Origin of the sequence: Enterococcus sp. DIV1206, assembly GCF_051712485.1 — a bacterium.
In the GTDB taxonomy this organism is placed as follows: domain Bacteria; phylum Bacillota; class Bacilli; order Lactobacillales; family Enterococcaceae; genus Enterococcus; species Enterococcus faecalis.
In genome coordinates, this window is the sequence record NZ_JBIOOZ010000001.1 from 2,508,785 (window position 1) to 2,532,386 (window position 23,602).

Below are 23,602 nucleotides of genomic sequence, written 5' to 3' on the forward strand. Positions count from 1 at the left end.
TTCTTTTTTAGATTGAACGTAATTGGGCAATCCGTTCTTTGACAGCCTCTTGTTTTTCAAGGTAGTCCTTTTCTTTTGCACGTTCTGCTTCCACGACCTCATCTGGTGCATTTGACACAAAACGTTCATTTGAAAGTTTGCCTTGCACACGTTTGACTTCTTTTGTCCATTTGTCTAATTCTTTTTCTAAGCGAGCAATTTCTTCCTCGATATTAATCAACCCAGCTAATGGTAGGAATAGTTCTGCGCCTGTTAATACAGCGGACATGGCTAATTCTGGCGCTTCTATTTCACGACTGATGACTAATTCCTCTGGGTTACAGAAGCGTTCTAAATAGCTAGTATTAGCTGTTAAAAATTCTTCTACTTCTGTATCGTTTGTTTTAATTAACAAGGTAATTGGTTTAGAAAGTGGTGTATTCACTTCTGCTCGAATATTCCGAACCGAACGAATAACTTCTTTCAGAACTTCCATTCCTCGAGCTGCTGCTTCATCGTTAAATTCTTCATGAACAACTGGGTACTCTGCCACAACCAATGACTCACCTTGATGCGGAATTTTTTCCCAAATTTCTTCTGTTACAAACGGCATAATTGGATGCAATAAGCGTAAGATTTGATCCAATGTGTACACCAAGATGCTCCGTGTTGTTTGTTTAGCTGCTTCATTTTCTCCGTAAAGAATCTCTTTACTCATTTCAATATACCAATCACAGAAATCATCCCAGATAAAGTTGTATAATTGGCGACCTGCTTCACCGAATTCAAAGCGATCAAATAATTCTGTCACACGGGCGACTGTTTCGTTTAAGCGCGTTAAAATCCAACGATCAGCGACAGTCTTTTCACCACTAAAGTCAATATCTGCAGCAGTCATACCTTCTACATTCATGATAACGAAGCGACTTGCATTCCAGATCTTATTGATAAAGTTCCAAGAAGCATCCATTTTTTCATAACTAAAACGAACATCTTGACCTGGAGCTGAACCATTTGATAAGAACCAACGCAATGCATCTGCGCCATATTTTTCGATGACATCCATTGGATCAATCCCATTCCCCAATGATTTACTCATTTTGCGTCCTTGCTCATCACGAATTAAGCCGTGAATTAAGACATTTTGGAAAGGACGTTCACCTGTAAACTCTAAGCTTTGGAAAATCATACGACTTACCCAGAAGAAGATGATGTCATAGCCAGTAACTAATGTGCTTGTTGGGAAGTAACGTTGATAATCTTCGCTTGCTTCATCTGGCCAACCCATCGTTGAAAATGGCCATAATGCAGAACTAAACCATGTATCTAAGACGTCACTATCTTGAACCCAGTTTTCACTGTCGGCTGGCTCTTCCATCCCAACATACATCTCGCCCGTTTCTTTGTGATACCAAGCAGGAATTTGATGGCCCCACCATAATTGTCGCGAAATAACCCAATCATGTACATTTTCCATCCAACGTAAAAATGTTTGATTGAAGCGTGGTGGATAAAATTCAACAGCGTCTTCTGTTTCTTGATTTTTCATTGCTTTTTCAGCTAGTGGTCCCATTTTTACAAACCATTGGGTCGATAAACGAGGTTCCACGACAACGCCTGTTCGTTCTGAATGGCCCACGCTGTGATTCATTGTTTCGATTTTAATTAAGCGACCTAGTTCTTTCAAGTCAGAGACAATCGCTTTACGTGCGGCAAAACGATCCATTCCTTCGTATTTTCCAGCCAGTTCATTCATCGTGCCGTCTTCGTTCATAACATTTACTCGAGGTAAGTCATGACGATTACCGACTTCAAAGTCATTTGGATCATGGGCAGGTGTGATTTTTACAACCCCTGTTCCAAATTCCATATCTACATAGTCATCTGCAATAATTGGAATTTCTTTATCGACTAATGGCAAGACAACTGTCTTACCAATAAGTTCCTGATACCGTTCATCTTCTGGATGGACCGCAATCGCCGTATCTCCCAACATTGTTTCAGGACGCGTTGTCGCAATTTCAACAACGCCAGAACCATCTGATAATGGGTAGCTCATGTGGTAAAAAGCTCCTTCAATATCTTTATGGATTACTTCAATATCAGACAATGCTGTTTTCGCTTTTGGATCCCAGTTAATGATATATTCACCACGGTAAATCAAATCTTTCTCGTAAAGAGAGACAAACACTTTACGAACGGCCTCAGATAGCCCTTCATCTAAAGTAAAACGTTCACGGCTGTAATCTAAAGAAAGGCCCATTTTTGCCCACTGTTCACGAATGTGAGAAGCATATTCTTCTTTCCATTCCCACACTTGATCAACAAATTTTTCACGACCTAAGTCGTAACGTGAAATTCCTTGTTGTGCTAGTTTCTCTTCTACTTTTGCTTGCGTGGCAATTCCGGCATGGTCCATTCCTGGTAGCCATAACGTATCAAAGCCTTGCATTCTTTTTTGGCGGATAATCATATCTTGTAATGTTGTATCCCAAGCATGCCCTAAGTGTAGCTTCCCTGTTACATTAGGTGGTGGAATAACAATTGAATAGGGCTTCGCTTTTTTGTCGCCACTTGGTTTAAATAAATCTTGATCTAGCCATTTTTGATAACGGCCAGCTTCGATTTCTGTCGGTTGATATTTCGTTGGTAAGTTTTTTTCTTCTGACATTTTTTCCCCTTCTTTCTTAAAATACGCGATTTGGAGCGGTAATTATTTTACAAATGAGTTTTTTTGGGCTAAACACTAAAATACGCCCTAAAATACTTTCGTATTTTAGGGCGTAGATTCATCTTATTTACGCGGTACCACCTAAATTGCATTTGAATTGAATTCATTCAAATGCCACTCATTCGTGAGATAACGTTCACGAAACGAATCGTTTTACTAACGTACTGTGTTCAAACCATTGACTCACAAGCTACCTTCTCACTGGTTGTGTAAAAGTCTTGCACCTGAACGACTTTTTCTCTAAAACGACGCCAATGATACTCCTCTTGTTCGCTGTCTTTGCTTCATTCTACAATGAAGCGCAAGCAAAGTCAATTTGTAATCTAGAGGGATTACACTTTTTTTGCAGCTTCTAACGCTTGTTGATAATCGGGTTCCGACGAAACTTCTGAGACGATTTCTTCATAAACTAACGTTCCTTCTGGGTCAATCACAAAAATAGCACGTGCTAAACGGCCCATTTCTGGAATATACAAACCATAAGCTGCACCAAATGAGTCTTCAGTATCATGAAGCATTTCCATTTCGACACCCTCAGCGGCACACCAATTTGCTTGTTCTTCAACTGTGTTATTGGAAATCGTGATAATCTGAACACCGTCTAATTTCGCCGCTTCTTGATTGAAACGTTTCGTTTGCAGTGAACAAACACGTGTGTCGATATCAGGAACCACACTAATTAAAACCGTTTTACCTTTATAATCTGCCAAGTTGATTTCTTGGTTGTTTAAATTTTTCAAAGAAAAGACGGGGGCTTTTGTGCCAACTTTAGGCTGCTCACCTGTCAATTCTAATACGTGCCCTTTTCTTGTAACATTCATTCTGAAATCCTCCTTTTCCACTTTCAATAATAAGTATAGTAGAGGATTTTTATGAAGACAATTTTATTGCTTTGGGCTATTTGCTAGTGAAAAAGTTTCATTAAAATAAATCAGTGTTTGCAGTTCCGTTGTTAAATCAATATACTGCACACTAACGTTGGCTGGCACACTGACACGGTCTGGCGCAAAATTTAAAATCGCAGTCACACCCGCTTGTACAATTTTGTCGATAGCTTTTTGGGCATGGTGACTTGGTACTGTAGAAATGGCTACCGTGACCCCTTCTTGTCGAACGAATGCTTCTAACTCAGACATATCATGAACTAATAATCCATTAATCGTGGTGCCAACTAAAGCCGAATCATTATCAAAAGCACAGACAATATTCAAATTCTCGTTGCGTCTAAAATTATTTTTTAATAATGCCTTGCCTAAATTGCCACAACCAATCAGAGCAATTCTTTTTTCTTCTTGCGTATTTAAAATATTACTAAATACCTCAATTAAATACGGCACATCGTAACCATAACCGCTTCGGCCCAGTTCACCAACGTGGGAAAAATCACGCCGAATCGTTGCAGAAGGAATCTGGATCATTTCACTAAACTCTCGTGATTTAATGCGTTTAACACCAGAATCCCCTAACATTTTTAAATAACGTAAATAAACCGGCAAACGTTTTGCCGTTGCTTTAGGCATTTTTTTCTCCATCCTCTGTCCTCCTTGTTACCTACTTCACATATTCAGTTTATCACGGTTCCCCTCTCCGAGCAACTTGTTTGTGAAATAAGTACAAAATAAATACAGTGACGTCTAAGCGACCGTCACTGTATTTATTTCTTATAGGAAATCTGCAAATTCGTCTTCTTGTTTATCTTTCGCTGTTTCTGCTGAAATCTCTGTAATTTTGAGTCCTTCTAAGGCCCGAGCCATTAAACCTTCCAAGTCTAAGCGCGCTTCATAATCTTGCGCTTTATCCAAGCGAGGTCGTGTTTTCGGTTGCGGTGGCGCAAAAATTGTACAACAATCTTCGAAGGGTTGGATGGCTAATTCAAACGTGTCAATTTTTTCGGCAATTTCGATAATTTCTGTCTTATCCATTGAAACAACAGGTCGAATTATCGGTGTTGAGGTAACCTCATTAATTGCTACCATACTTTGAAGTGTTTGCGAAGCCACTTGTCCTAACGATTCACCATTAATAATGACTAAACCTTTCCGCATTTCACGAATTGCATCTGTTAAGCGTAACATTAAACGTCGTGTAATGGTCATTAAGTAGCCTTGGGGAACAACTCGTTTTATTTCTTCTTGAATTTCTGTAAAGGGCACTTCAATAAATTGAATAGTTCCTACATAAGGGACTAATTTTTCAGCTAAATCTTTAGCCTTTTGTAACGCTTGTTCACTTGTATAAGGCGGACTAGCAAAATGGACAGCTTCCACTTCCACGCCACGTTTCATAGCTAAATAACCAGCAACTGGTGAATCAATGCCTCCTGACAACATCAACATACCACGACCACTGGTGCCCACTGGCAATCCACCCGCACCGCGAATCGTTTCATAAGATAAATACGCCGCGTCTTTACGAATTTCAATTCTTAAGTTAATATCAGGCTTTTTCATTTGTACTCGAATTTCCGGAATGGCTTCAATAACAGCCCCACCTAATTCTTGATTCAAGCCATTTGAATCAAGTTCAAATGAATGGTCCGAGCGTTTAGCAGTAATTTTGAACGTCTTACCTGGCGTATAAACTTCCCGAACAACCTCTTGAACCATTGCACGAATCGCTGGCATTTCTTTTTCAATACGAATACTTGGCGAAAAATTTTGAATCCCAAACACTTTACTTAGTTTCGGAATCACTTCTTCACTATCTTCCCCATTTAATAAAATATGCATTCTGTCTCGATCTGCATGGATTTTCAATGCTGGAAAATCAGCTAACGCACGTTTCACATTTTGTGCTAACTGCATGATAAACGTTTTACGATTTTTTCCTTTAGTTGATAATTCGCCATAGCGAACCATAATTTCTGTATATTTCACTCAATTAATTCCTCTCTGTTCCTGTATCTTCACAGGTCAATGTCTTTGCAAATTATACATCAAATAAGGGGCGTTTTTCTAGTGCTTAGTCGAAAAAAATAGTTGATTCATAAGTTCATTGTCTTATGAATCAACTATTTGATAACTTTCTCTCTTGCTTATTGCGCATTCAGGATCCACATGAATCCGACAAAAACAAAGAACAAGCCATACATAATTGGCGAAACTTCTTTCCCGCGTTTTGCCGCAATCATTGTAATTGGATAGAAGATAAAGCCTAAGGCAATCCCATCTGAAATGCTGTATGTCAATGGCATTCCTAACAAGATTAAGAAGGAAGGAATCGCAATTTCCATCTCGTTCCATTTAATTTTGCTTAAGGATTGTGCCATCAAAACACCAACAATAATCAACGCTGGTGCTGTAACTTGCGAAGTGACAACTGCTAACAAAGGAGAAAATAGCAAGCTGAAAATAAATAAAATCCCGGTTGTAATAGCTGTGATTCCTGAACGACCACCCACAGCAATCCCCGCAGATGATTCAACATATGCACCAACTGGCGATGTCCCTAGTAGAGAACCAGCTAACATCGCTGTTGAATCAGCGGCTAAAGCTTTCCCCACACGCGGCATTTTATTGTCCTTCATAAAACCTGCTTGATTGGCTAAGCCCACCAACGTACCAGCCGTATCAAAGAATGTTACTAATAGGAACGTTAAAACCACGACCCACATTTGAATCGTATTGATATCTTTCACATGTCCTAACGCCACTAAAAATGTTGGTTCTAAACTTGGCGCGCTTGAAATAATCTTATCAGGCATTGGAATAACCCCTGTCGCTAAACCAACAATCGTTGAAATCGCCATTCCAATAAAAATACCACCTGGTACTCGACGAACTAACAAAATTGCAGTTACGACTAAGCCGACAATGGTGACCCACGTTGAACCAACATTCAAAGGTCCTAAGCCAACAAGTGTCGCATCATTAGCCACAATTAAGCCACCTTGGCTTAAACCAAGAAAAGCAATAAACAACCCGATTCCACCTGAAATAGCAAATTTCAAGTCTGCAGGAATTGCATCAATAATTAGCTCGCGTAATTTAAAAATTGTAATTAAAATAAATATCAATGAAGCCACAAAAACGCCTGCTAATGTCGTTTGCCAAGGAATCCCCATACCAACAGAGACTGAATAAGCAAAGAATGCATTAATTCCTAAAGCTGGTGCTGTCGCAATCGGATATTTCGCCAACACACCCATTAAAATACAACCTAAAGCACTCGCTAAAGCGGTGGCAGTAAAAACAGCGCCTTCGTCCATGCCAGAAGCACCAAGTACGGTTGGATTAACGAACAAAATATACGCCATTGAGATAAATGTGGTGAAACCAGCTAACATTTCTCGTTTCATATTCGTATTCAATTGTTCAAGTTCAAAATATGAACTTATTTTTTCTTTCATGTTCCGTCCTCCTAAAATCTAAATATTTTACAATGTTCGTAAAATATTCAATTTATTAATGAAACAACGTGTTTAATCATATAATAAACCAACAAATAAGTAAATATCAAATTCTAAATTCTGTAAAAAACGAACAATCACGATTAAAAAAAGTATTCCTTTCTAGGAATACTTTTTAAATTAAATCGTTTGTGTGGTCGGGCGAACAACCATTTCACTGATTGACATACGATCTGGCGTGTCTATGGCAAAGACCACTGCTTGCGCAATGTCTTCCGCCTTTAAGCCCCAACTTAACTGTTCTAGATGTAACGTTTCAGCTACTACTCGATTAGAAATTGTTTGATAAAGTTCTGTTTGTACAGCACCTGGTGAAATAATCGTTGATTTAATGTTATTCTCTCTTTGTTCTTGTCGCAATCCTTCCATAATTGCTCGAACAGCAAACTTTGTTCCACAGTAGACAGCCGAATCTGGATAAACGACATGTCCTGCCACAGAATCAGTAGCAATAATCTGCCCTGATTTTTGTTCAACCATAATTGGAAGAACTGCCGCAATGCCATTTAAAACACCCATAATATTAATATCTAGCATTTGACGCCATTCTCCTTTTGGTGCTTCAATAAGAGGCGCCGTTGGCATAACTCCTGCATTGTTAAAAAGAACATCAATTCGTCCATATTTTTCCATTGTAAGCTTGATTACACGCTGAACTTCCTCTTCTTTCGTTACATCTGCTTGTTGCACGAGAATCGTTGCTTCAGGAAGTTCTTTTTTTATAGCAATTAAACGTTCTTGTCGACGTGCTGCAATGACTAACTTCGCTCCTTTTCTGGCAAGTAAACGGGCTGTTGCCTCACCGATGCCACTGGAAGCGCCCATGATAACAATAACTTTTTCTGATAATGATTTCATTATATTTCCTCCTTATCTTCCTGAATCCAACGAATAATTTTAGCTGGTGTTCCTGCAACAATAGCGTTAGCTGGCACATCTTTAGTTACAGTCGCATTAGCTGCTACGATAGCATTTTCACCAATCGTAATACCTGGTAAAACAGTGACACCCGCACCTAACCACGCAAATTTTTTAATGGTAATTGGTGCTAGCAATACGCCTCGCCGTTTCATTGGCATTTCCGGATGATTGACACTTAAGAGATTAACGCGCGGACCAATTAAAACATTGTCTTCAATTATAATGCCCCCTAAATCAACAAACATAGCTGCCCGATTAATAAAAATATTTTTACCAAAATGTATATTGCGTCCAAAATCTGTATAAAAAGGCAATAAAATCGTAACGGTTTCGTCAATTTTGTCTTGGATAATCGTGGCAAGAAGATTCCTTACTTCATTATGTGTATAGGCTTGTTGATTTAATTCTATTAAATAGCGACTATTTTCCTCTTGAATCTGATGAATAAGTTGAAATAGTGGTTCATCTTTATCAATGCTACCTGTTGCAATTAGTTCTTGGAGATTTTTTGTAAGCATTCCTAATCGCCTCCTTTTGCTAAATTTATCGTAATACGTGACAACTCCTCTGTCTAATACTTATAATAAATAGATAAGTATGCGTTTTAGTTATAGGAGGGAAAGTAATGGAATTACGAGTGATTCACTATTTCTTAGCAGTGGTCCAAGAAAAAACGATTAGTGGCGCAGCCAAACAATTGCATGTATCACAACCAACATTATCTAAGCAATTAAAAGAATTAGAGGAAGAATTAGGCGTGACATTATTTATACGAGGAAATCGACAAATACAACTAACACCTGAAGGAGAATATTTAGCTAAACAAGGGCAAGATATTTTAAGCTTAGCGAATAAAACAGTCACCAACTTGTCGCAAAATGAATTCATTAATGGCGAAATCACGATTGGTGGCGGCGAAACAAAAGCTATGTCTTTTTTAGCGAATGCACTACAACAAATAACAAGCCATCACTCAGCTGATATTCACCTTCATTTATACAGTGGGAATGCAGATGATGTAATAGAACGGCTAGACAAAGGATTATTAGATTTTGGTTTAATTATTGAGCCTGCACCTAAACAAAAATATAGCTATTTAACATTACCAATTGTAGATACATGGGGCTTAATTACTGTAAAGGACCATCCCTTAGCCACTAAAAATGTTATTACTGCAGCCGATTTAAAAGAAGAACCTTTATTTATTTCTCGACAAGCACAAGTTCCGAGCCAACTCTCTGATTGGCTCGAAGCAAGTCTAGATCAGTTCCGAATCGTTGGGACCTACAACTTACTTTACAACGCTTCACTGATGGTAGAAGCTGGGCTAGGTAGCGCCCTAAGCATTGATGGTATTCTAGAAACAAAGCAAACAAATTTACGTTTTATCCCGCTATATCCTGCTTTAACAGCCAAAATTAGTTTAATTTGGCGCAAAAATACGGTTCTTTCCACAGCTGCTGCATTATTTTTAGAACAAATAAAAAAAAGTATTCAACGCCCTGAATAATAGGTCGTTGAATACTTTTTTAAATCATCACTGTGATCGTAGCTGCTGCCAAAATCAAAACTAAGCCGATAATCGTTACGGTCATTTCCTTGGCTGTTTTCTTTTGACCTAAGAACCAAATACCTGTCAACGTTGCAAGCACAACTGATGTTTGGGATAGAATAAAGCCCGTTGCCAAGCCGTTCATATCTGGCTGCGCTGAAATTAAATAAGTTAACGCTGCAAAGGCGAAGAAAAAGCCTGAAAAAATTTGTTTGTAAGAAACAGCTTCTATAAATGGCGATATTTCCCCACCCTTAATAGTGACAACTGCTGAGTAAATAACTGCGACAATTACCATGCCTATTGCTTGTGGTAAAAAGGCATGCATGCCATCAATTGCCGTCGCTTGGGGTGCTGCAGAGTACGCCCAATAGCCGATTTCACCAACGGCTAATAGAAGAACTGCTTTTTTCATAATCCCAGCACTCTCAGCGGACTCCGTTTCCGACCAGACCGTCATTTTGGCACCAATCATGATTAACACTAAGGCAAATGCGCCTAACAATTTGGCTGTCGCACCTGGCCAGTTTCCTAAGAAAAAGACACCCCAGAGAGAAGCACCTAAAAGTTGGAACGCGGTCGTTACTGGCATAGCACGTGATGACCCAATCATCGTGAAGCATTTAAACGTAATGATTTGCGCACAGGCCCAACCGACACCAGATAAAATTGAAAAGAATAAATCCATGCCCGTTGGAAAAGCTAAACCATTAATCATTGAAAAAATAGCGGCAAAAATTAATGTTCCTAAACTGGTCCCGAGAATTTGATTCACTGGACGACCACCAATTTTGGAAGCGATTGTTGGGAAAAGCCCCCAACCTAGAAGCGGTCCTAAACCGATTAATAATGCAGTCGCATTCATCTCTATTTCCCCTCTCTCGTTTAAAAGACAACGTTACTTTCTAATAAAATATTTGCGTAAGGGGTCATTTCCCCTGTCCGAATAAATGCATGGCAGTTGTTTAATTCTTGTTTCATTTCTGTATGAGGAATAAAACTGATGGGAGTTTCTGGTAAACGAGTTTTAATTGCTGTCAACATATCAGGATTTTCTGTTTTAATTTCTTCTGCTAAATAAATTCGTTGAACTGCCAATTCCTCAAGAACATTGTTTAAAACTTCCATAAAACTAGGGACACCATTGGTAACTGCTAAATCAATTTTTTCTGTAGTTCGAGGCACTGGCATGCCCGCATCACCAATACTTAATTTATCAAAATGACCCATTTGTGCGATAACGCGGGAAATATCTGAATTAATAACTTTTGTTTTTTTCATGTCGCTCGCTCCTTTTTATTTGTCTGCCAATTCGTGTTGATAAGGAATCGAAGGTTGGGCTCCAAAACGTTGAACAGTCAGTGAGGATGCCTTGTTTCCATAACGAATAGCTTCTTCCAAATTGCTAAAGTCTTTCTCTAATATACTACTTAATGCGCCAATAAAAGTATCGCCAGCAGCCGTTGTATCAACCGCTTTCACTTTAAAAGCAGGCACAATACCACTTCGTTCATTGACGTCATAAAAGGCTCCTTTACTACCTACTGTAATAATTACTGCTTCAATCCCTAATTGATGAAGTGCTTCTGCGGCTTTACGCATACTCGCTTCATCTGTGATTTTAATGCCTGTTAAAATTTCGGTTTCTGTTTCATTTGGTACAATCATATCTGTCACGTTTAGTAATTCTTCAGGAACTTGTTCTAACGCAGGTGCGGGATTTAAAATCGTTTTGACACCTGCTTTTTTAGCAATTTTAAACGCTGCAATCGTACTATCAATCGCACTTTCAAATTGGGCAATCACAAAATCACTTTTTTCAATAATTTCTTGATGTTCCTGGACTTGTTTTGGCGTAAAGGCGTTATTGGCTCCCGCGTAAATCATAATGCTATTTTCACCAGCGTTATCTACCATAATAAAGGCTTGGCCAGTAGCTGTTTTCTCTAAAGTGGTGACCCCAGTTAAATTAATTTCATCTTGACTCATTAAATCAGTCATCATAGCTCCAGCGCCATCATTTCCCACAGCACCAATAAAATATGTTTCTGCACCTGAACGTTTCGCTGCGACTGCTTGGTTCGCTCCTTTACCACCACCCGCTGTAAAATGTTCAATGGCGTGAATTGTTTCGCCTGGTTTTGGCATTTCTTTGACTCTTAATGTTGTGTCTAAATTGATACTCCCGATAATTGTAACCGCGTTCATTTTCATCCACCTCAATAAAATTTATTTTTTCATTCTAATTAAAACGTTTTAGTAAAACGTTTTAATTCCACAACAAAAATATAGCACACCTTGAAAGCTATTTCAAGGGTGCTGTCGAAAATCGTTCAATCAGTTGGACCGGTAAGGTTTGCTCCTCCCAATCTTTTGCAGGCTGATGGATTCTTTCCAATAATAAAGTCGCCGTAGTTTGCCCCAATTGAAAAACAGGTTGAGCAATTGTTGTTAGCGGCGGCGAAACATACTCGCACATATCAACATTGTCATAACCAATAATACTATAATCCTCAGGAATTTTTTTGCCCGCTTCTGCTAATCCTCGATATAAACCAAAAGCAATTTCATCATTGATAGCAAAAATTCCGGTGCTCTCTGTTTTTAAAATTTCGGGGACAGCTTGGTAGCCGCCGGTTTTTGATAATTCTGTTTCGATCAACTGGACCTTTTCCGTATAAACAGAACAAAAACCTTTTAACCGTTGCTGAATATTGACTGGCGCATGTGGTGGCATTACCACGACGACCTGTTCATGTCGTTGCTCTTGTAAATGCTTTGCTGCTAGTTGCCCACCTCTATAATCGTCTGTCAAAACAGCGTCGCTAAAGCCTTCTGCTTTTTTTTGGTCAAGTACAATAAACGGAATCTTTTTCGCACGTAGCGTTTCATTAATCGTTTGATTGGAAATTTCAGAACTTGCAATCACAAAACCATCGACACTGCGACGAATCAACTCTGTTAAATATTCATGTTCTCTTGTAACATCTTGGTCCGCATTGCATAACATCAGTATAAAATTTTCTTTGTATAAAACACTTTCAATTCCTCGAATCAATTGCGCAAAAAATGGGTTGGTAATATCAGGTACGATTACGCCAATCGTCTTACTTTTTTTCATCACCATACGTTGCGCAAAATAGTCGGGTTGATAGTTTAATCGCTCTTTTGCAGCTAATACTTTTTCGACCGTTTTCCCACTAAACCGTGCCCCATTCCCGTTTAAAATTTGTGAAACGGTAGTAATAGAGACACCTGAGTCATTGGCAACATCTTTAATTGTAACCTTTTTATTTGTCATCCTACTTCTCTCCTTGCCGTGAACGCGCCCATTCACCGGACCTCTTAATCTCATTTAATTTACTACAATCATTTACTTTACGCAACCACAAATAAATACGTACATTCGTTTAAACCGTCCTTTCATCCCTTCAACAAATTTCGTTGTTCTACTTTTAAAATGTTATACTGTAGAAAAAATGATTTACTTTTTGCTGAATGGAGGGCCCTAATTGAAAAAGAAATCGATTGGTTTGTTGTTAGCTAGCGCATATTTGTTCCACGCACGTTCTCGTCAAAAATCCTTAAAAGCCTGTCTTTTTGAAGATTCTTTACGTCTTTCCCAAATTGCTCGACTTGAACGAAATCCGAAAGTCACCAAGGCTTTTTATCATTGGCAACGATCATTAAATGAACAAGTAACTTTGCCAAAACATTTACGTCATCTTTTTCCTCTTCAAGAAATAACTCAATTTCCTACGATGTATCGCATGTCAAACTCCGTTATTGCACCTACCAAGAAAGCTGTACTGTACCTGCATGGTGGGGGCTTTACATTGAATCTCGCCTATAGCCAATTAGACTTTAGTTATAAACTAATTGAAGATCTCTCTTTTGCAACAGATTATTTTATCCCTGTATATCCATTAGCACCAAATAAGTCTTTTGCTGATATTTATAATCATTGCTATGCTGCTTATCAAGAAATTTTACAGCATTATGATCCCGAAGATGTTATTTTATTAGGTGATTCTGCTGGTGGCACATTGGTTTTAAACGTATTGCAGAATTTAGCCACCGATTTCCCTGAACGCTTACCCAAAGCTGCTGTTTTAATTTCTCCTTGGTTAGATGGACATTTAGACATTCCTGTTGCCAAAAGTTATCAAAAAAAGGACAAAATGATTGGCATGAACTATTTACAATTAATTGCCCAAGAGATTGATGACACGGCTAATCACTCCACGCTTTCTTTAAATTGCTTGTCCTTTGATTATCAAAAATTTCCGCCACTTTTTTTCGTGGGCGGCACACATGAAGTTTTTTGTCCTTCCTATCACCAATTTTTAAAACAATTAGGGCCACGACCACAAGATACTTGCCGATTGGTGCCTGGCATGCAACACGTTTTCGCAATGAAACAATACTTGCCAGAAGGACGACAAGCGCGGAAACAAATTGCACAGTTTATCCAAGAACAATGGTAAAAGGCAAATGGGACAGAAGTCAAAACGACTTCTGTCCCACTTGCCTTTTTAGAACAAAGCACTTAGTTTTCTTCGGCGACTTTTTTCTCCCGCATAGTCAAAACAGCGCTAGCCAAAAGAACAACCACTACAAAAGCAATGATTCCTCCTACTAAAAGACTCGGACCTGCCTCACCTAATTTGCCTAAAAATAGGCCTGGGATTAAATAATCTGTATCCGCAAACGTTGAGGATGCTAACTGTAGATCACCCAAGACTGGTAAAATGAATAACGGTAACCAACTAATTAATAAGCCATTAAACGCAGCCCCTAAAATCGCTCCCCGACGTCCCCCTGTGGAATTTCCAAAAACGCCTGCCGCGGCACCACAGAAAAAGTGCCCGACAACACCTGGTATAATCACGGTGGTATTCAGACCAACCATCGCTAACATTGAAATAGTTCCCACAATAAAGCTCACAAAGAACCCAATCAAGACAGCATTTGGCGCATAAGGAAAGATAATGGGAACATCAAGTGCTGGTTTAGAATTAGGCACTAATTTTTTAGCAATTCCTTGGAAAGCTGGCACAATTTCTCCTAAAACCATCCGCACACCCTGTAAAACCACTACGAAACCAGCCGTAAAGGTTCCTGCTTGAATTAATGAAAAGATGATCGCATTTTCGCCATTGCTTAACTCATGCTCGACATAGCCTGTCCCAGCCAGCAAAGCCAAAATCACATAGACAATCGACATCAAAATCATAATTGAGATGGTTGAGTCTCTTAAAAAACCAAAACTTTTAGGAATTTTAATATCTTCCGTTGACTTTTCTTTATTCCCAAAGACTTTTCCAATAAAGCCACTTGCCGCATAACCAATATTCCCTGTATGCCCCATTGCTACTTTATCATTTCCAGTAATTTGTTTCATAAAGGGCTGACAAAGAGCAGGTGTCACTGTTAATAAAGTTCCTTCAAATAAACCACCTAAAAGAATCATTGGTAAACTAACGCTAAAACCGGCCCCCACTAAAATAACGGCTGTCAAACACGAAACGTACATCATCGCTTGACCTGTCAAAAAGATATATTTAAAACGTGTAAAACGCGCCAACAGAATATTAACAACCATGCCTACCAACATAATCAGAGCAGTTGGTGTCCCATATTGTTGCAAGGCAATCGCTACAACTGCTTCATTACTAGGCACCACGCCTTGTGTATTTAATGCGGTTTGAAACATCTCCGCAAAGGGCGTTAATGAGTTCGCCAATAGCCCTGCGCCACCAATTAAAACTAAGAAGCCGACGAATGTTTTCAACGTTCCTTGAACAACATCAGAAAATTTCTTTTTCTGTAAAACTAATCCCAACAAAGCAATTAATGAAACCAGAATCGCTGGCTGGCTAACAATTGAAACAAATAAATTCAATAAAGTTTCCATGTTTTTCCTCCTTCTTATTGATGTGCAATGCCATTGTCATCTAAAACTTTCAAGACTTTCTCCTTCGTTTCATCGTAATCAATAATCGCATTTAAAGGAATGATTTTTTCAGCAGGAATTGACCCTAAAGCATCTTGCAATGTTTTTTCGACAAAGAAGTAATCAGCCATATCACCACTGGCACTCCCGACATCTGTGTGATCAATTTGAAAATTATCTGTATCAACACCGACTTCCTCTAAAATTTGTTGGATATTCATTTGCACCATAAAACTTGTTCCTAAACCACTTTGACAAACTGTAAAAATCTTCATCTTATTTCTCTCCTTCTTGGATAATTGATAGTATTTCTGGGACGGTTTCAGCCGCCACTAAGCGATGTAATGATTCTTTTTTTGATAGAATTTTTGTCAGACTAGATAAGGCCCGTAAGTGTGTTTCGTTATCTGAAGCAGCTAAACAAATAAAAAGGTGAATTTCATGCTTAGGATCTTCTAATAAATCGACACTTTTTTGGATTTTTAGTAATGACATGCCTAACTGATTAACGCCATCTTCTGGTCGCGCATGAGGCAATGCTACGTCTGGACAGATATGGATAAATGGCCCAAACGATTCGACTTTTTGAATCATTGCATCAATGTACTTTTCCGTAATACTGCCATTTTTTAATAACGGCTTGGCAGCTTCTGTGATTCCCGCTCGCCAGTCTGCAACTTCAGGCAGGACTTGGACTGTTTCTGTTGTTAATAATTCCGATAACATTGGACGCAGATCCTCCTCTTTTTCTAAAATTTTGTTCATTTTACGATGCAAGACACGATATAACTGCGCTTCTGTGACTCCTTTTTTTAAGGAAATGTAAGGTTTTAACGCATCTAAAATATCTTTAACATCTGGCATGGAAATACCTGGCAATAACCAATCTGATTGAACTTGGTGCATCAATTGATTTTTCTCCAAAGAGCTCATAATGGGCTTGGTAAGATAAACCTTTTTGGCTGTTTCAATAGGGACCGTTGAGAAAATGATGTCATAACTTTTTTCAGATACATTCTCTATTTCCCTCACCGCATTCGTTTCTTTAAATTCAATCATTGGAAATAGCCGACGCAATTCCGATTGCAAAATCAACGAAGAACTGATACCACTGGGACAAACAATTAGCGCTTTTAGCTTTTCTTGCCGCTGTTCATTTTTTTGCCCGAAAATTTCTCCACCAAATAATATGGTGAAAAAACCGATTTCCTCTGGCGGGATTGAACGTTTCGTTAATTTTTCTAAAGGAGCTAACGCTTGTTCACAAAGATGATAAAGCGACCGATACGATTGTCGAATATCCTTGATTAAAACATTCGGCAAGTAAAAGCCATAGTTAATCCGAAAATAAGCAGGAACCAGATGATAATACACATTCATGAGCAATTCACGAGGCTGTTCAAATTGAACAACGGCCAACAATTCCATTTTCCGAATAATTTCACCAGAAATATCTAATAAAAACTCTAACTTCGTATCTCGCAATTCTCCTTGCAAGGCTGTCATTAAACAAATCGTGAAAAAAAGACTCTCAGTTTCTGCATTCGCCACTGGCCCAACTAAATCACTTAAAATACGACGACTGACGGGATAAGCGCGTAAGGACTGAATTAACTGGTTCTCAGGCCAGACGACTGTTTCATATTTGCCTAATCTTTTTTGAGAAAAAGCAAGAAAGTAACTAATTTCATCCAATCTGCTGGGTACCAGTTGAAGCTGCGCTTCCTGGACGGCTAATTGAATGCCGTCACGCATTTTTGCGTATTGGCTCATTTGATGCTGACTGAGCCAGCAAAATAAAGCAAAGGTGCCCGACTTTTGTTGTAAGAGGCGGGCAAGCCAATTTTTCCCGAAACGACGAATCCGAAATTCATCTCCTTCTAGGTAAAACCCTCGTTTTCGTTCGTAGGATAAAGCAATATTTTCAGTTGCTAGTTGGTGTCGTACTTTTTTGATGTCAGCTAAAATAGTACCTTTCGAAACATCTAAAAAATTTTGGTAATGATACACCGATAGTTCTTCGATTTCTGAATAAGTGAGCAAAAAAATAAGTGCTTGTCTTTCTGTTTCGCTATAAATCACTTGACGTTGTTGAAAAAGTTGTTTTCCCCATTCATTTGCGGAAAGGTTTGGAATGCTGACGATATTCTGTTGAACTTCTCCGCCTATTGTCGAAAGTTGCGTCACTAATTCTCGTTGCGAAAGATCGGTTATTTGTTGAGCCAAAGAGAGCGCAATTTTTTGCCCTGCATACTCGTCAAGGAGATAACTTATTTTATAATTCACAGCTGTGTCCTCCTCCTGTAATTATCATATAATGATAGCGCTTTATTTTCTATCTAAGTTGGGTACAAATGTCTACTGTACTTTTTTGATAAATTGTACCGTTCTTTATTTTAAAGTTAACAAAAACCCGTTGCAAGTTTCTCAAAAACTTACAACGGGTTGTCTTTATGTTAATTGTGTTTGTAATGCGATATTCAGCAAGATAGCTATTGCTACCCAGCCACCACACATCACCAGAAGCAGCCAACTAAACATTGATTGTTTTACTAAAGACTGCTTAGGCTTTGCTTGATGAACAAAATTCATGCTATTTACTAAGAACAGTAAAAATAAAGCAAAACAAAGGACGGCCAAGCCAGCACAAATCCAAATCCACATCGTAATCTCCATCTATATTCCTCCTTCTACAATTGACTCTGTTTATAAAAACAGCACATTATTTTTCCTTTTTCCTTTTTTTATTCAAATAATAGAAACTTATTAGTACTACGAGTAAACATGCAATACCAAGGCTGTAAAGCCACGTGCTATTTCGTTCACCTGTCCTTGGTAAGGACGTCTGTGCAGCTGTGGGATTCGTCTTAGCAGTGGTTTTTCTGCTCACTTTGTCTTGTTGTTGTGACGTTTTTTTACCTTTATTAGTGACTGGTTGTTCTGTTGACTTAGTGCCACCTTTCGTTTTTAGAGGTGCCTTCCCTCCATAAAACGTCACACCGATATTCGTTTGTCCCGCTTCTTCTGCAAAGCTCTCAGAAGAAGCGGTCAGAATCGCAATGCTGACGGTTAAAAGTATTCCCAATGTCACCAGAAGTGATCCTTTACTTTTCGCTGTCATCATCGCGCACTCCTTGTCTATTTTTCAAGGCTGCCTGTTTTTCTTGTTGTAAATAGGCTTGTTGTTTTAGTATCGCTTTCTGTTGTGTAAAACGCCAAATAGCTAGAATTAGACTCACAATTGTTGCAGCTAACAATCCATAAAAAGCTTGATTCCACCAAGTCGGTAGGACCAATTTCACTACTGCTTCTTTGTTTAATTTCTTGGCTTCTTGACTACTGATGGTAAATTCTTGCTTAAACGGCCACACTTGTTGTTCATCTTCTTTCAAGACCGCTTCTCCTTCAAAAATATAGGTTCCTGGACGTACATCTTCTTTTCCAAAATCTAAGTGGAAGTTCATCGTTGAATTCGGTGCAAAACGAACACTTGGTAAAATCCGTTTGGCATATTCTTTCGTTTCGCCTTTTTTCGTTACTTTTCCTTCTAAACGTACTTCAGGAAAAATAGCGGATGTCGGATTCTGAATAACCGCTTGGACCGATTTATTTCCTAAAGCAATGGTCGGAACTAATTTAACTAATTGAAGAGTCTCTGCTAGATACATCGGTGTATCTTCTGACATTCGTAAAGCAATTGCTACATTAAATCCATATCGACTGGTTAAACCCGTTGATTTTCCTTTTTCTTCCTTTTCATCTTCTGCAAGCGAAGCATAAACACCACCCAAAACTAATCCTTGGAAACCATTCGCTGGAATTTCGACAGTCATTTTGGCTGTTACGGTTTTCTTAGCGGGAACTTTTACATGTTCCTCAGGTAATTTAATTAATGTTGTCAATGGTACTTTTAAACTTGAATCTGGTTTTTTCTCAAAATCATTGTACACAATTAAACCATTGTCATTCGTCACAGCATTCGCCAAATTTAAATCAATCGTTAATTCTTCATTTGTTTTATTAATTAATGACAGTTCTACTTCTTGTTTCTGTCCTGGTTTCACAATGAGATCGTAGTAGGATTGCGTATTTTTCGCTTGATTCTCTGGAATATTGGGTTTAACTGTAAATTTTGTATTCATGTTGTCATCCGCTTCTTCTGCTTGTACAGCAGAAGGGATGCTTAATGCCATCACACAAATAAAAACTGTGACGATTAGCCAGCGCATTGTCTTCATTATTTGTTCCTCCTATGTATCGAAAAGGAGCCGTGCACCAGTGCGCAGCTCCTTTTCTAGTAATGCAGTATTCTCGTTAGTAACTGTTTATGGCGCAGCCACTAATGTCCAAGTTACGTTACCTGTATACGCACCATTTGTAATTTTTGAACTAGGTGTTGTAATGTTTAATTTTACATTTGATAATTCAGAATCCCATGTACCTTGACCTTTACCAACTGCTGCTGTAGCAATTGATACAGCTGCTCCACCTACTGGAATAGTTGTTCCAGCAAATTCAGGGCTTCCTGGGTCTGCTGCAAAGGCAGCCACATCACGTGAGTATGTTTTTGCTGTTTCATCGTATTTAGCTACCGCACCTGTTTGCGCAAAGGTAATTGAACCTTCTAAAGTAGCAGTACCATTTTTCATTTCAGCAACGCCTGCAGTAACTGACCAACCAGCTTGTGTTCCACGAACATCCCCGACCGCATAACGTTTTGTTTGTGTACCATTTGCATCTAATGAAATCGCTGATAAATCAGAACTAACTTCTGTCGAAGCAAATTTGAACTCTGTTGGAACATATAACAAATCAAAATTTGTATTCGAGCCTGGTTCTGGTTCTTGTGTGCTTCCGTCATCTCCATCACCATTACCACCTGGCAATGAACCACTTGTCATCTCTACGTTTGCTGGTGTTGTACCAGTCGTTGTTGCATGTGCTGCTGCAGGAGCGATGCTTGCCCCTAAAATTACCGTTCCTGCAAATAAAGTTACCAATGTTTTTTTCTTCATTTTACTCTCTCCTTTATTATCTTGGTTGATTAATGAATAAAAAAGTGAAAAACTTTTCTATCTCAGTAGAACGTAAACTAAGTATAGCGAAAAAAAGACTGCTTGTGATTTCAAATTTTAAACACCTCATGCAAAAAAAATGAATTTACTATAACATCACGGTTCCAACGACTTTTCGTGTCTTTGAAAACGTAATTTTCAAAAGAGATATTGTTTTTCCCCATTTATAAAGTGGTAATTTTATAAAAAAACAGCGAGAAAACGTCAAAACATTAGTAATGAACACTAACATTTTGACGTTTTCTCGCATTTATTAAATCAAAATTTCCTCAATATTTTAAAAAAAAATAGTGAAAACTAAAATTATATCGTTTTCATAGACAAAACGTACATTTTTTCTTACGAAAATTGATAATCACTCGCTGACTATTCTCTAATCAACGCTTGCGTTGTACAACGGAAAGAACCACCTAACATTCTAGAAACATGGTAATCAATTGCCTCAACTTTGATACCTTTTGCTTCTATTTGAGGAATTAAGGTTGTAAACGATTGGTCCGTTATATACGTTTCTTCGTTAAGCGGTAGACCATTTGTCACTAAATACGCTGCTTCTTGCAAAGTAACGTGAATTTTTTCCCAGTTTGCTAATTGCGCAGGAAGTCCATCCAAAAAGGCCTCTTCACAAACAATCATCAAGCCTTCTCTCAACAAGCTTAACGCACAATCTAAGTGGAGAATATGCGGATGTAACCGAACCGGTACCACTTCATAACCAAAATGACCAATCATATTGGCTAACCACTGAATTCCTGCTAGGTTACTTGCCAAGCCAGAGTAGCCCACAAAAATTGTTTTTCCTAGAACTAAAACATCGCCGCCTTCAATAAAGGGACCTGCTTCACTTAAAGCCCCTTCAGAAATGTCAGGTTGTGGCGCAGCAAAATAATAGCCTTCTGCTTCTTGTGTCCACTGCTGAATAATCGGACGAATTGGTAAAATTTCTTGTCGACGGTGTTGAAATCTTAAGTTTCCTTCTATTAAGAGATTGCCAATTGTAAAAAAAGGGTCTCGTGAAAAGAAGTTACTATATCCTACGCCCAATTCCTTGCCATGTTCTTTTTCATAGTTTGTCAATAAACGTGGACGAAATACTTCTACGCCATAAGATTCTAATACTCCTTGCATGACTTCTTTTTCTTTTTCCCAACGAACTTGTTGTTCTGGTGCAAAGTCTGCTAAATCACGCCCTTCATTATTCTGTGTTAAACGGGCATTTTCCTCTGTTAAAAAAGTCGTATCCGCTTCATCAAATTTATCTGGTAAACAAAATTGCGATTGTGCTAAAACAACTGAACGCAACGGTGCAAATTCACTTTCAACATGCATTTTTTTCATTATTTGACCTCACTTTTATCTGGTTACCTTCATTATAACAGAGATAAAATTTTTATGCCTTTAATGAAGAAAAAGCAGAACGTATAGAAGTTCTGCTTTTTCTTTATTTTGTTATTTGCCAATACCTTTATCTTTAATCTCAGCTTTTTGCCCGGTGCCATCTACTAAGCCAAAAATAATCTTAGCTTGGTCTGTATTATCAATTTGTCCTGAAAAAGCTTCTGCTTGTGGGCCATAAGCATAGACATTTACATCTTCTCCCGTGTGTCCGCCAGTAGTCCAACCAGTATTCGATCGTTCATCAAAAATCTTTCTTAATGCCTGAGCGATTTTTTCAACATCTTTTGACTCCGCAGCTGTTTTCACTGCTTTCAATTCAGCCTCACTTAATTGAAAATCAATATACTCAGTCACTGTTTTTTCCACATTACCATTTTTAATAATTTCTTCTGCCATGAAATCAGGCGTGCGTTTTGCCGCATGTAAAGGCTCCGTCAACCAGTTGTATTGATCTCCTTTGCCTAAAGACAAGCCACCTGTTGAATGATCTGCAGTTGTAACCACCAATGTTTCACCATCTTTTTTGGCAAAATCGATAGCCTTTTCAAACGCCGCTTCGAAATCTTGCATTTCGCTCATCGCGCCAACAATATCATTGCTATGCCCGGCCCAATCAATTTGACTACCTTCAACCATTAAAAAGAAACCTTTTTCATTTTTATCTAACCGTTGAAGAGCCGCTTCTGTCATATCAGCTAATGAAGGGACTTCTTCCGTTCGGTCAATCATTTTAGGTAGCCCGCCTGGTGCAAACAAGCCTAAAATTTTGTCGTCTTGGTTCTCATTTAACGACTTTTTATCTGTGACATGACCATAACCCGCTTGGGAAAATTCTTTGACTAAATCACGATCTTTCCGCGCAAATAATTCGGAGCCGCCGCCAAGTAACACATCGACTTTGTGTTGTCCGTCGATTTTATCATCAAAATAGTCATCGGCGATTTCTGCCATATTTTTGCGTGAAACATTATGTGCGCCATATGCAGCAGGGGTTGCATGTGTTATTTCAGATGTTGCTACAAGCCCCGTTGATTTCCCCACTTTTTTCGCACGTTCCAGCACTGTTTCTGTTTTGGACTTGTCATTATCGAGCGCTATAGCATTATTATAGGTTTTTACTCCGGCAGCCATCGCTGTCGCTGCGGACGCTGAATCGGTGACATTCTCTTCTTCATCTTCTGGATAAGTGGCTTGTTGCCCAACCAAATAGGTATCAAAAGCTGTTTGGGGAACACGCTTGTCTGAGTGATTGGCTTTGAAATAGCGATAGCCCGTTGTATACGGATTCCCCATGCCATCTCCAATCATAAAAATAACATTTTTTACTGGTGCTTTTTCAGATTCAGTTGCCTTCGCTTCAGCAACCTCTGTTTGTTTTTCGCCGCTTTTCTGTTCAGATAAATTTGTACAACCCGCTAATGTTGTGAATGTTAATAAGGTAACCCCTAGCAAAGCTCTTTTCTTCATTTCCTTGTTTCCTCCTTCATATCTACCCATACATTGACTATAACAAGTCTTAGTTGATTTCTGATAAATAACAAGTAAACAAAGTGTTAAGTTGTTGTATTGCTTCTGTTAAGTT

22 protein-coding genes and 1 other annotated feature are annotated in these 23,602 nt (G+C 38.7%); of the genes, 2 read left to right on the forward strand and 20 right to left on the reverse strand.

Annotation, left to right across the window (positions count from 1 at the left end; all coding sequences use genetic code 11):
• Nucleotides 1-7 precede the first annotated feature (7 nt).
• From IGK86_RS12470 to IGK86_RS12500, 7 genes are all read right to left on the reverse strand, one after another.
• Nucleotides 8-2,650, reverse strand: coding sequence for a valine--tRNA ligase (locus IGK86_RS12470; protein ID WP_002397611.1), 2,643 nt, complete (start codon nt 2,648-2,650; stop codon nt 8-10).
• 103 nt (nt 2,651-2,753) lie between these two features.
• Nucleotides 2,754-2,993 (reverse strand) — a binding site (T-box leader).
• 49 nt (nt 2,994-3,042) lie between these two features.
• On the reverse strand, nt 3,043-3,531 hold the full coding sequence (gene tpx, locus IGK86_RS12475; RefSeq protein ID WP_002355111.1) for a thiol peroxidase: 489 nt from the start codon (nt 3,529-3,531) through the stop codon (nt 3,043-3,045).
• A gap of 63 nt (nt 3,532-3,594) precedes the next feature.
• The gene (locus tag IGK86_RS12480; protein WP_002365189.1) at nt 3,595-4,242 is read right to left on the reverse strand and encodes a redox-sensing transcriptional repressor Rex; all 648 of its coding nucleotides are present in this window, start codon (nt 4,240-4,242) and stop codon (nt 3,595-3,597) included.
• A 129-nt stretch (nt 4,243-4,371) separates the two neighbouring features.
• Nucleotides 4,372-5,586, reverse strand: a complete 1,215-nt coding sequence (gene thiI, locus IGK86_RS12485) for a tRNA uracil 4-sulfurtransferase ThiI (protein WP_010707108.1) — start codon at nt 5,584-5,586, stop codon at nt 4,372-4,374.
• A 158-nt stretch (nt 5,587-5,744) separates the two neighbouring features.
• Nucleotides 5,745-7,058, reverse strand: coding sequence for an NCS2 family permease (locus tag IGK86_RS12490; RefSeq protein ID WP_002355107.1), 1,314 nt, complete (start codon nt 7,056-7,058; stop codon nt 5,745-5,747).
• A gap of 180 nt (nt 7,059-7,238) precedes the next feature.
• The gene (locus IGK86_RS12495) at nt 7,239-7,976 is read right to left on the reverse strand and encodes an SDR family oxidoreductase (protein ID WP_002359155.1); all 738 of its coding nucleotides are present in this window, start codon (nt 7,974-7,976) and stop codon (nt 7,239-7,241) included.
• Nucleotides 7,976-8,557 carry a DapH/DapD/GlmU-related protein gene (locus IGK86_RS12500; RefSeq protein ID WP_002375707.1) on the reverse strand — a complete coding sequence of 194 codons (582 nt, stop codon included), beginning with the start codon at nt 8,555-8,557 and terminating at the stop codon, nt 7,976-7,978. Before IGK86_RS12500 ends, IGK86_RS12495 begins: the two co-directional genes overlap by 1 nt.
• A gap of 107 nt (nt 8,558-8,664) precedes the next feature.
• Here IGK86_RS12500 and IGK86_RS12505 point away from each other — a divergent pair, with 107 nt between their 5' ends.
• On the forward strand, nt 8,665-9,549 hold the full coding sequence (locus tag IGK86_RS12505; protein WP_010776129.1) for a LysR family transcriptional regulator: 885 nt from the start codon (nt 8,665-8,667) through the stop codon (nt 9,547-9,549).
• A gap of 19 nt (nt 9,550-9,568) precedes the next feature.
• Here the strand turns inward: IGK86_RS12505 and rbsU are convergent, their stop codons facing one another.
• From rbsU to rbsR, 4 genes are all read right to left on the reverse strand, one after another.
• Nucleotides 9,569-10,456, reverse strand: coding sequence for a ribose/proton symporter RbsU (rbsU, locus tag IGK86_RS12510; protein WP_002414144.1), 888 nt, complete (start codon nt 10,454-10,456; stop codon nt 9,569-9,571).
• Nucleotides 10,457-10,476: 20 nt separating this feature from the next.
• Nucleotides 10,477-10,872 (reverse strand): D-ribose pyranase, encoded by a 396-nt coding sequence (gene rbsD, locus IGK86_RS12515; protein ID WP_002355102.1) that lies wholly within the window; start codon nt 10,870-10,872, stop codon nt 10,477-10,479.
• Nucleotides 10,873-10,887: 15 nt separating this feature from the next.
• On the reverse strand, nt 10,888-11,805 hold the full coding sequence (rbsK, locus tag IGK86_RS12520) for a ribokinase (RefSeq protein WP_016616800.1): 918 nt from the start codon (nt 11,803-11,805) through the stop codon (nt 10,888-10,890).
• Nucleotides 11,806-11,896: 91 nt separating this feature from the next.
• Entirely contained in the window at nt 11,897-12,892 is a 996-nt protein-coding gene (gene rbsR, locus IGK86_RS12525) for a ribose utilization transcriptional repressor RbsR (protein ID WP_002359151.1), read from the reverse strand.
• A 211-nt stretch (nt 12,893-13,103) separates the two neighbouring features.
• On the opposite strand from rbsR, the gene IGK86_RS12530 reads away from it, so the two are divergent.
• Nucleotides 13,104-14,078: an alpha/beta hydrolase gene (locus tag IGK86_RS12530; protein WP_016616801.1), complete on the forward strand. Its 975-nt coding sequence runs from the start codon at nt 13,104-13,106 to the stop codon at nt 14,076-14,078.
• Nucleotides 14,079-14,140: 62 nt separating this feature from the next.
• Here IGK86_RS12530 and IGK86_RS12535 read toward each other — a convergent pair whose 3' ends face one another.
• From IGK86_RS12535 to IGK86_RS12575, 9 genes are all read right to left on the reverse strand, one after another.
• Nucleotides 14,141-15,508, reverse strand: a complete 1,368-nt coding sequence (locus IGK86_RS12535; protein ID WP_002355097.1) for a PTS ascorbate transporter subunit IIC — start codon at nt 15,506-15,508, stop codon at nt 14,141-14,143.
• A 14-nt stretch (nt 15,509-15,522) separates the two neighbouring features.
• Nucleotides 15,523-15,822 carry a PTS sugar transporter subunit IIB gene (locus IGK86_RS12540; RefSeq protein ID WP_002367331.1) on the reverse strand — a complete coding sequence of 100 codons (300 nt, stop codon included), beginning with the start codon at nt 15,820-15,822 and terminating at the stop codon, nt 15,523-15,525.
• 1 nt (nt 15,823) lies between these two features.
• The gene (locus tag IGK86_RS12545) at nt 15,824-17,833 is read right to left on the reverse strand and encodes a BglG family transcription antiterminator (protein ID WP_010823962.1); all 2,010 of its coding nucleotides are present in this window, start codon (nt 17,831-17,833) and stop codon (nt 15,824-15,826) included.
• Between the two features lie 165 nt (nt 17,834-17,998).
• Nucleotides 17,999-18,223: a hypothetical protein gene (locus IGK86_RS12550; protein WP_002378909.1), complete on the reverse strand. Its 225-nt coding sequence runs from the start codon at nt 18,221-18,223 to the stop codon at nt 17,999-18,001.
• A gap of 46 nt (nt 18,224-18,269) precedes the next feature.
• Nucleotides 18,270-18,671, reverse strand: a complete 402-nt coding sequence (locus tag IGK86_RS12555) for an LPXTG cell wall anchor domain-containing protein (protein WP_016616802.1) — start codon at nt 18,669-18,671, stop codon at nt 18,270-18,272.
• On the reverse strand, nt 18,652-19,785 hold the full coding sequence (locus IGK86_RS12560) for a DUF916 and DUF3324 domain-containing protein (RefSeq protein WP_010707083.1): 1,134 nt from the start codon (nt 19,783-19,785) through the stop codon (nt 18,652-18,654). The genes IGK86_RS12555 and IGK86_RS12560 overlap by 20 nt, the downstream gene beginning before the upstream one ends.
• An 87-nt stretch (nt 19,786-19,872) precedes the next feature.
• Entirely contained in the window at nt 19,873-20,562 is a 690-nt protein-coding gene (locus IGK86_RS12565; protein WP_016616803.1) for a WxL domain-containing protein, read from the reverse strand.
• A gap of 426 nt (nt 20,563-20,988) precedes the next feature.
• Nucleotides 20,989-21,960, reverse strand: a complete 972-nt coding sequence (locus IGK86_RS12570; protein WP_010713775.1) for a dimethylarginine dimethylaminohydrolase family protein — start codon at nt 21,958-21,960, stop codon at nt 20,989-20,991.
• Nucleotides 21,961-22,071: 111 nt separating this feature from the next.
• On the reverse strand, nt 22,072-23,517 hold the full coding sequence (locus IGK86_RS12575; RefSeq protein ID WP_016616805.1) for an alkaline phosphatase: 1,446 nt from the start codon (nt 23,515-23,517) through the stop codon (nt 22,072-22,074).
• Nucleotides 23,518-23,602 lie beyond the last annotated feature (85 nt).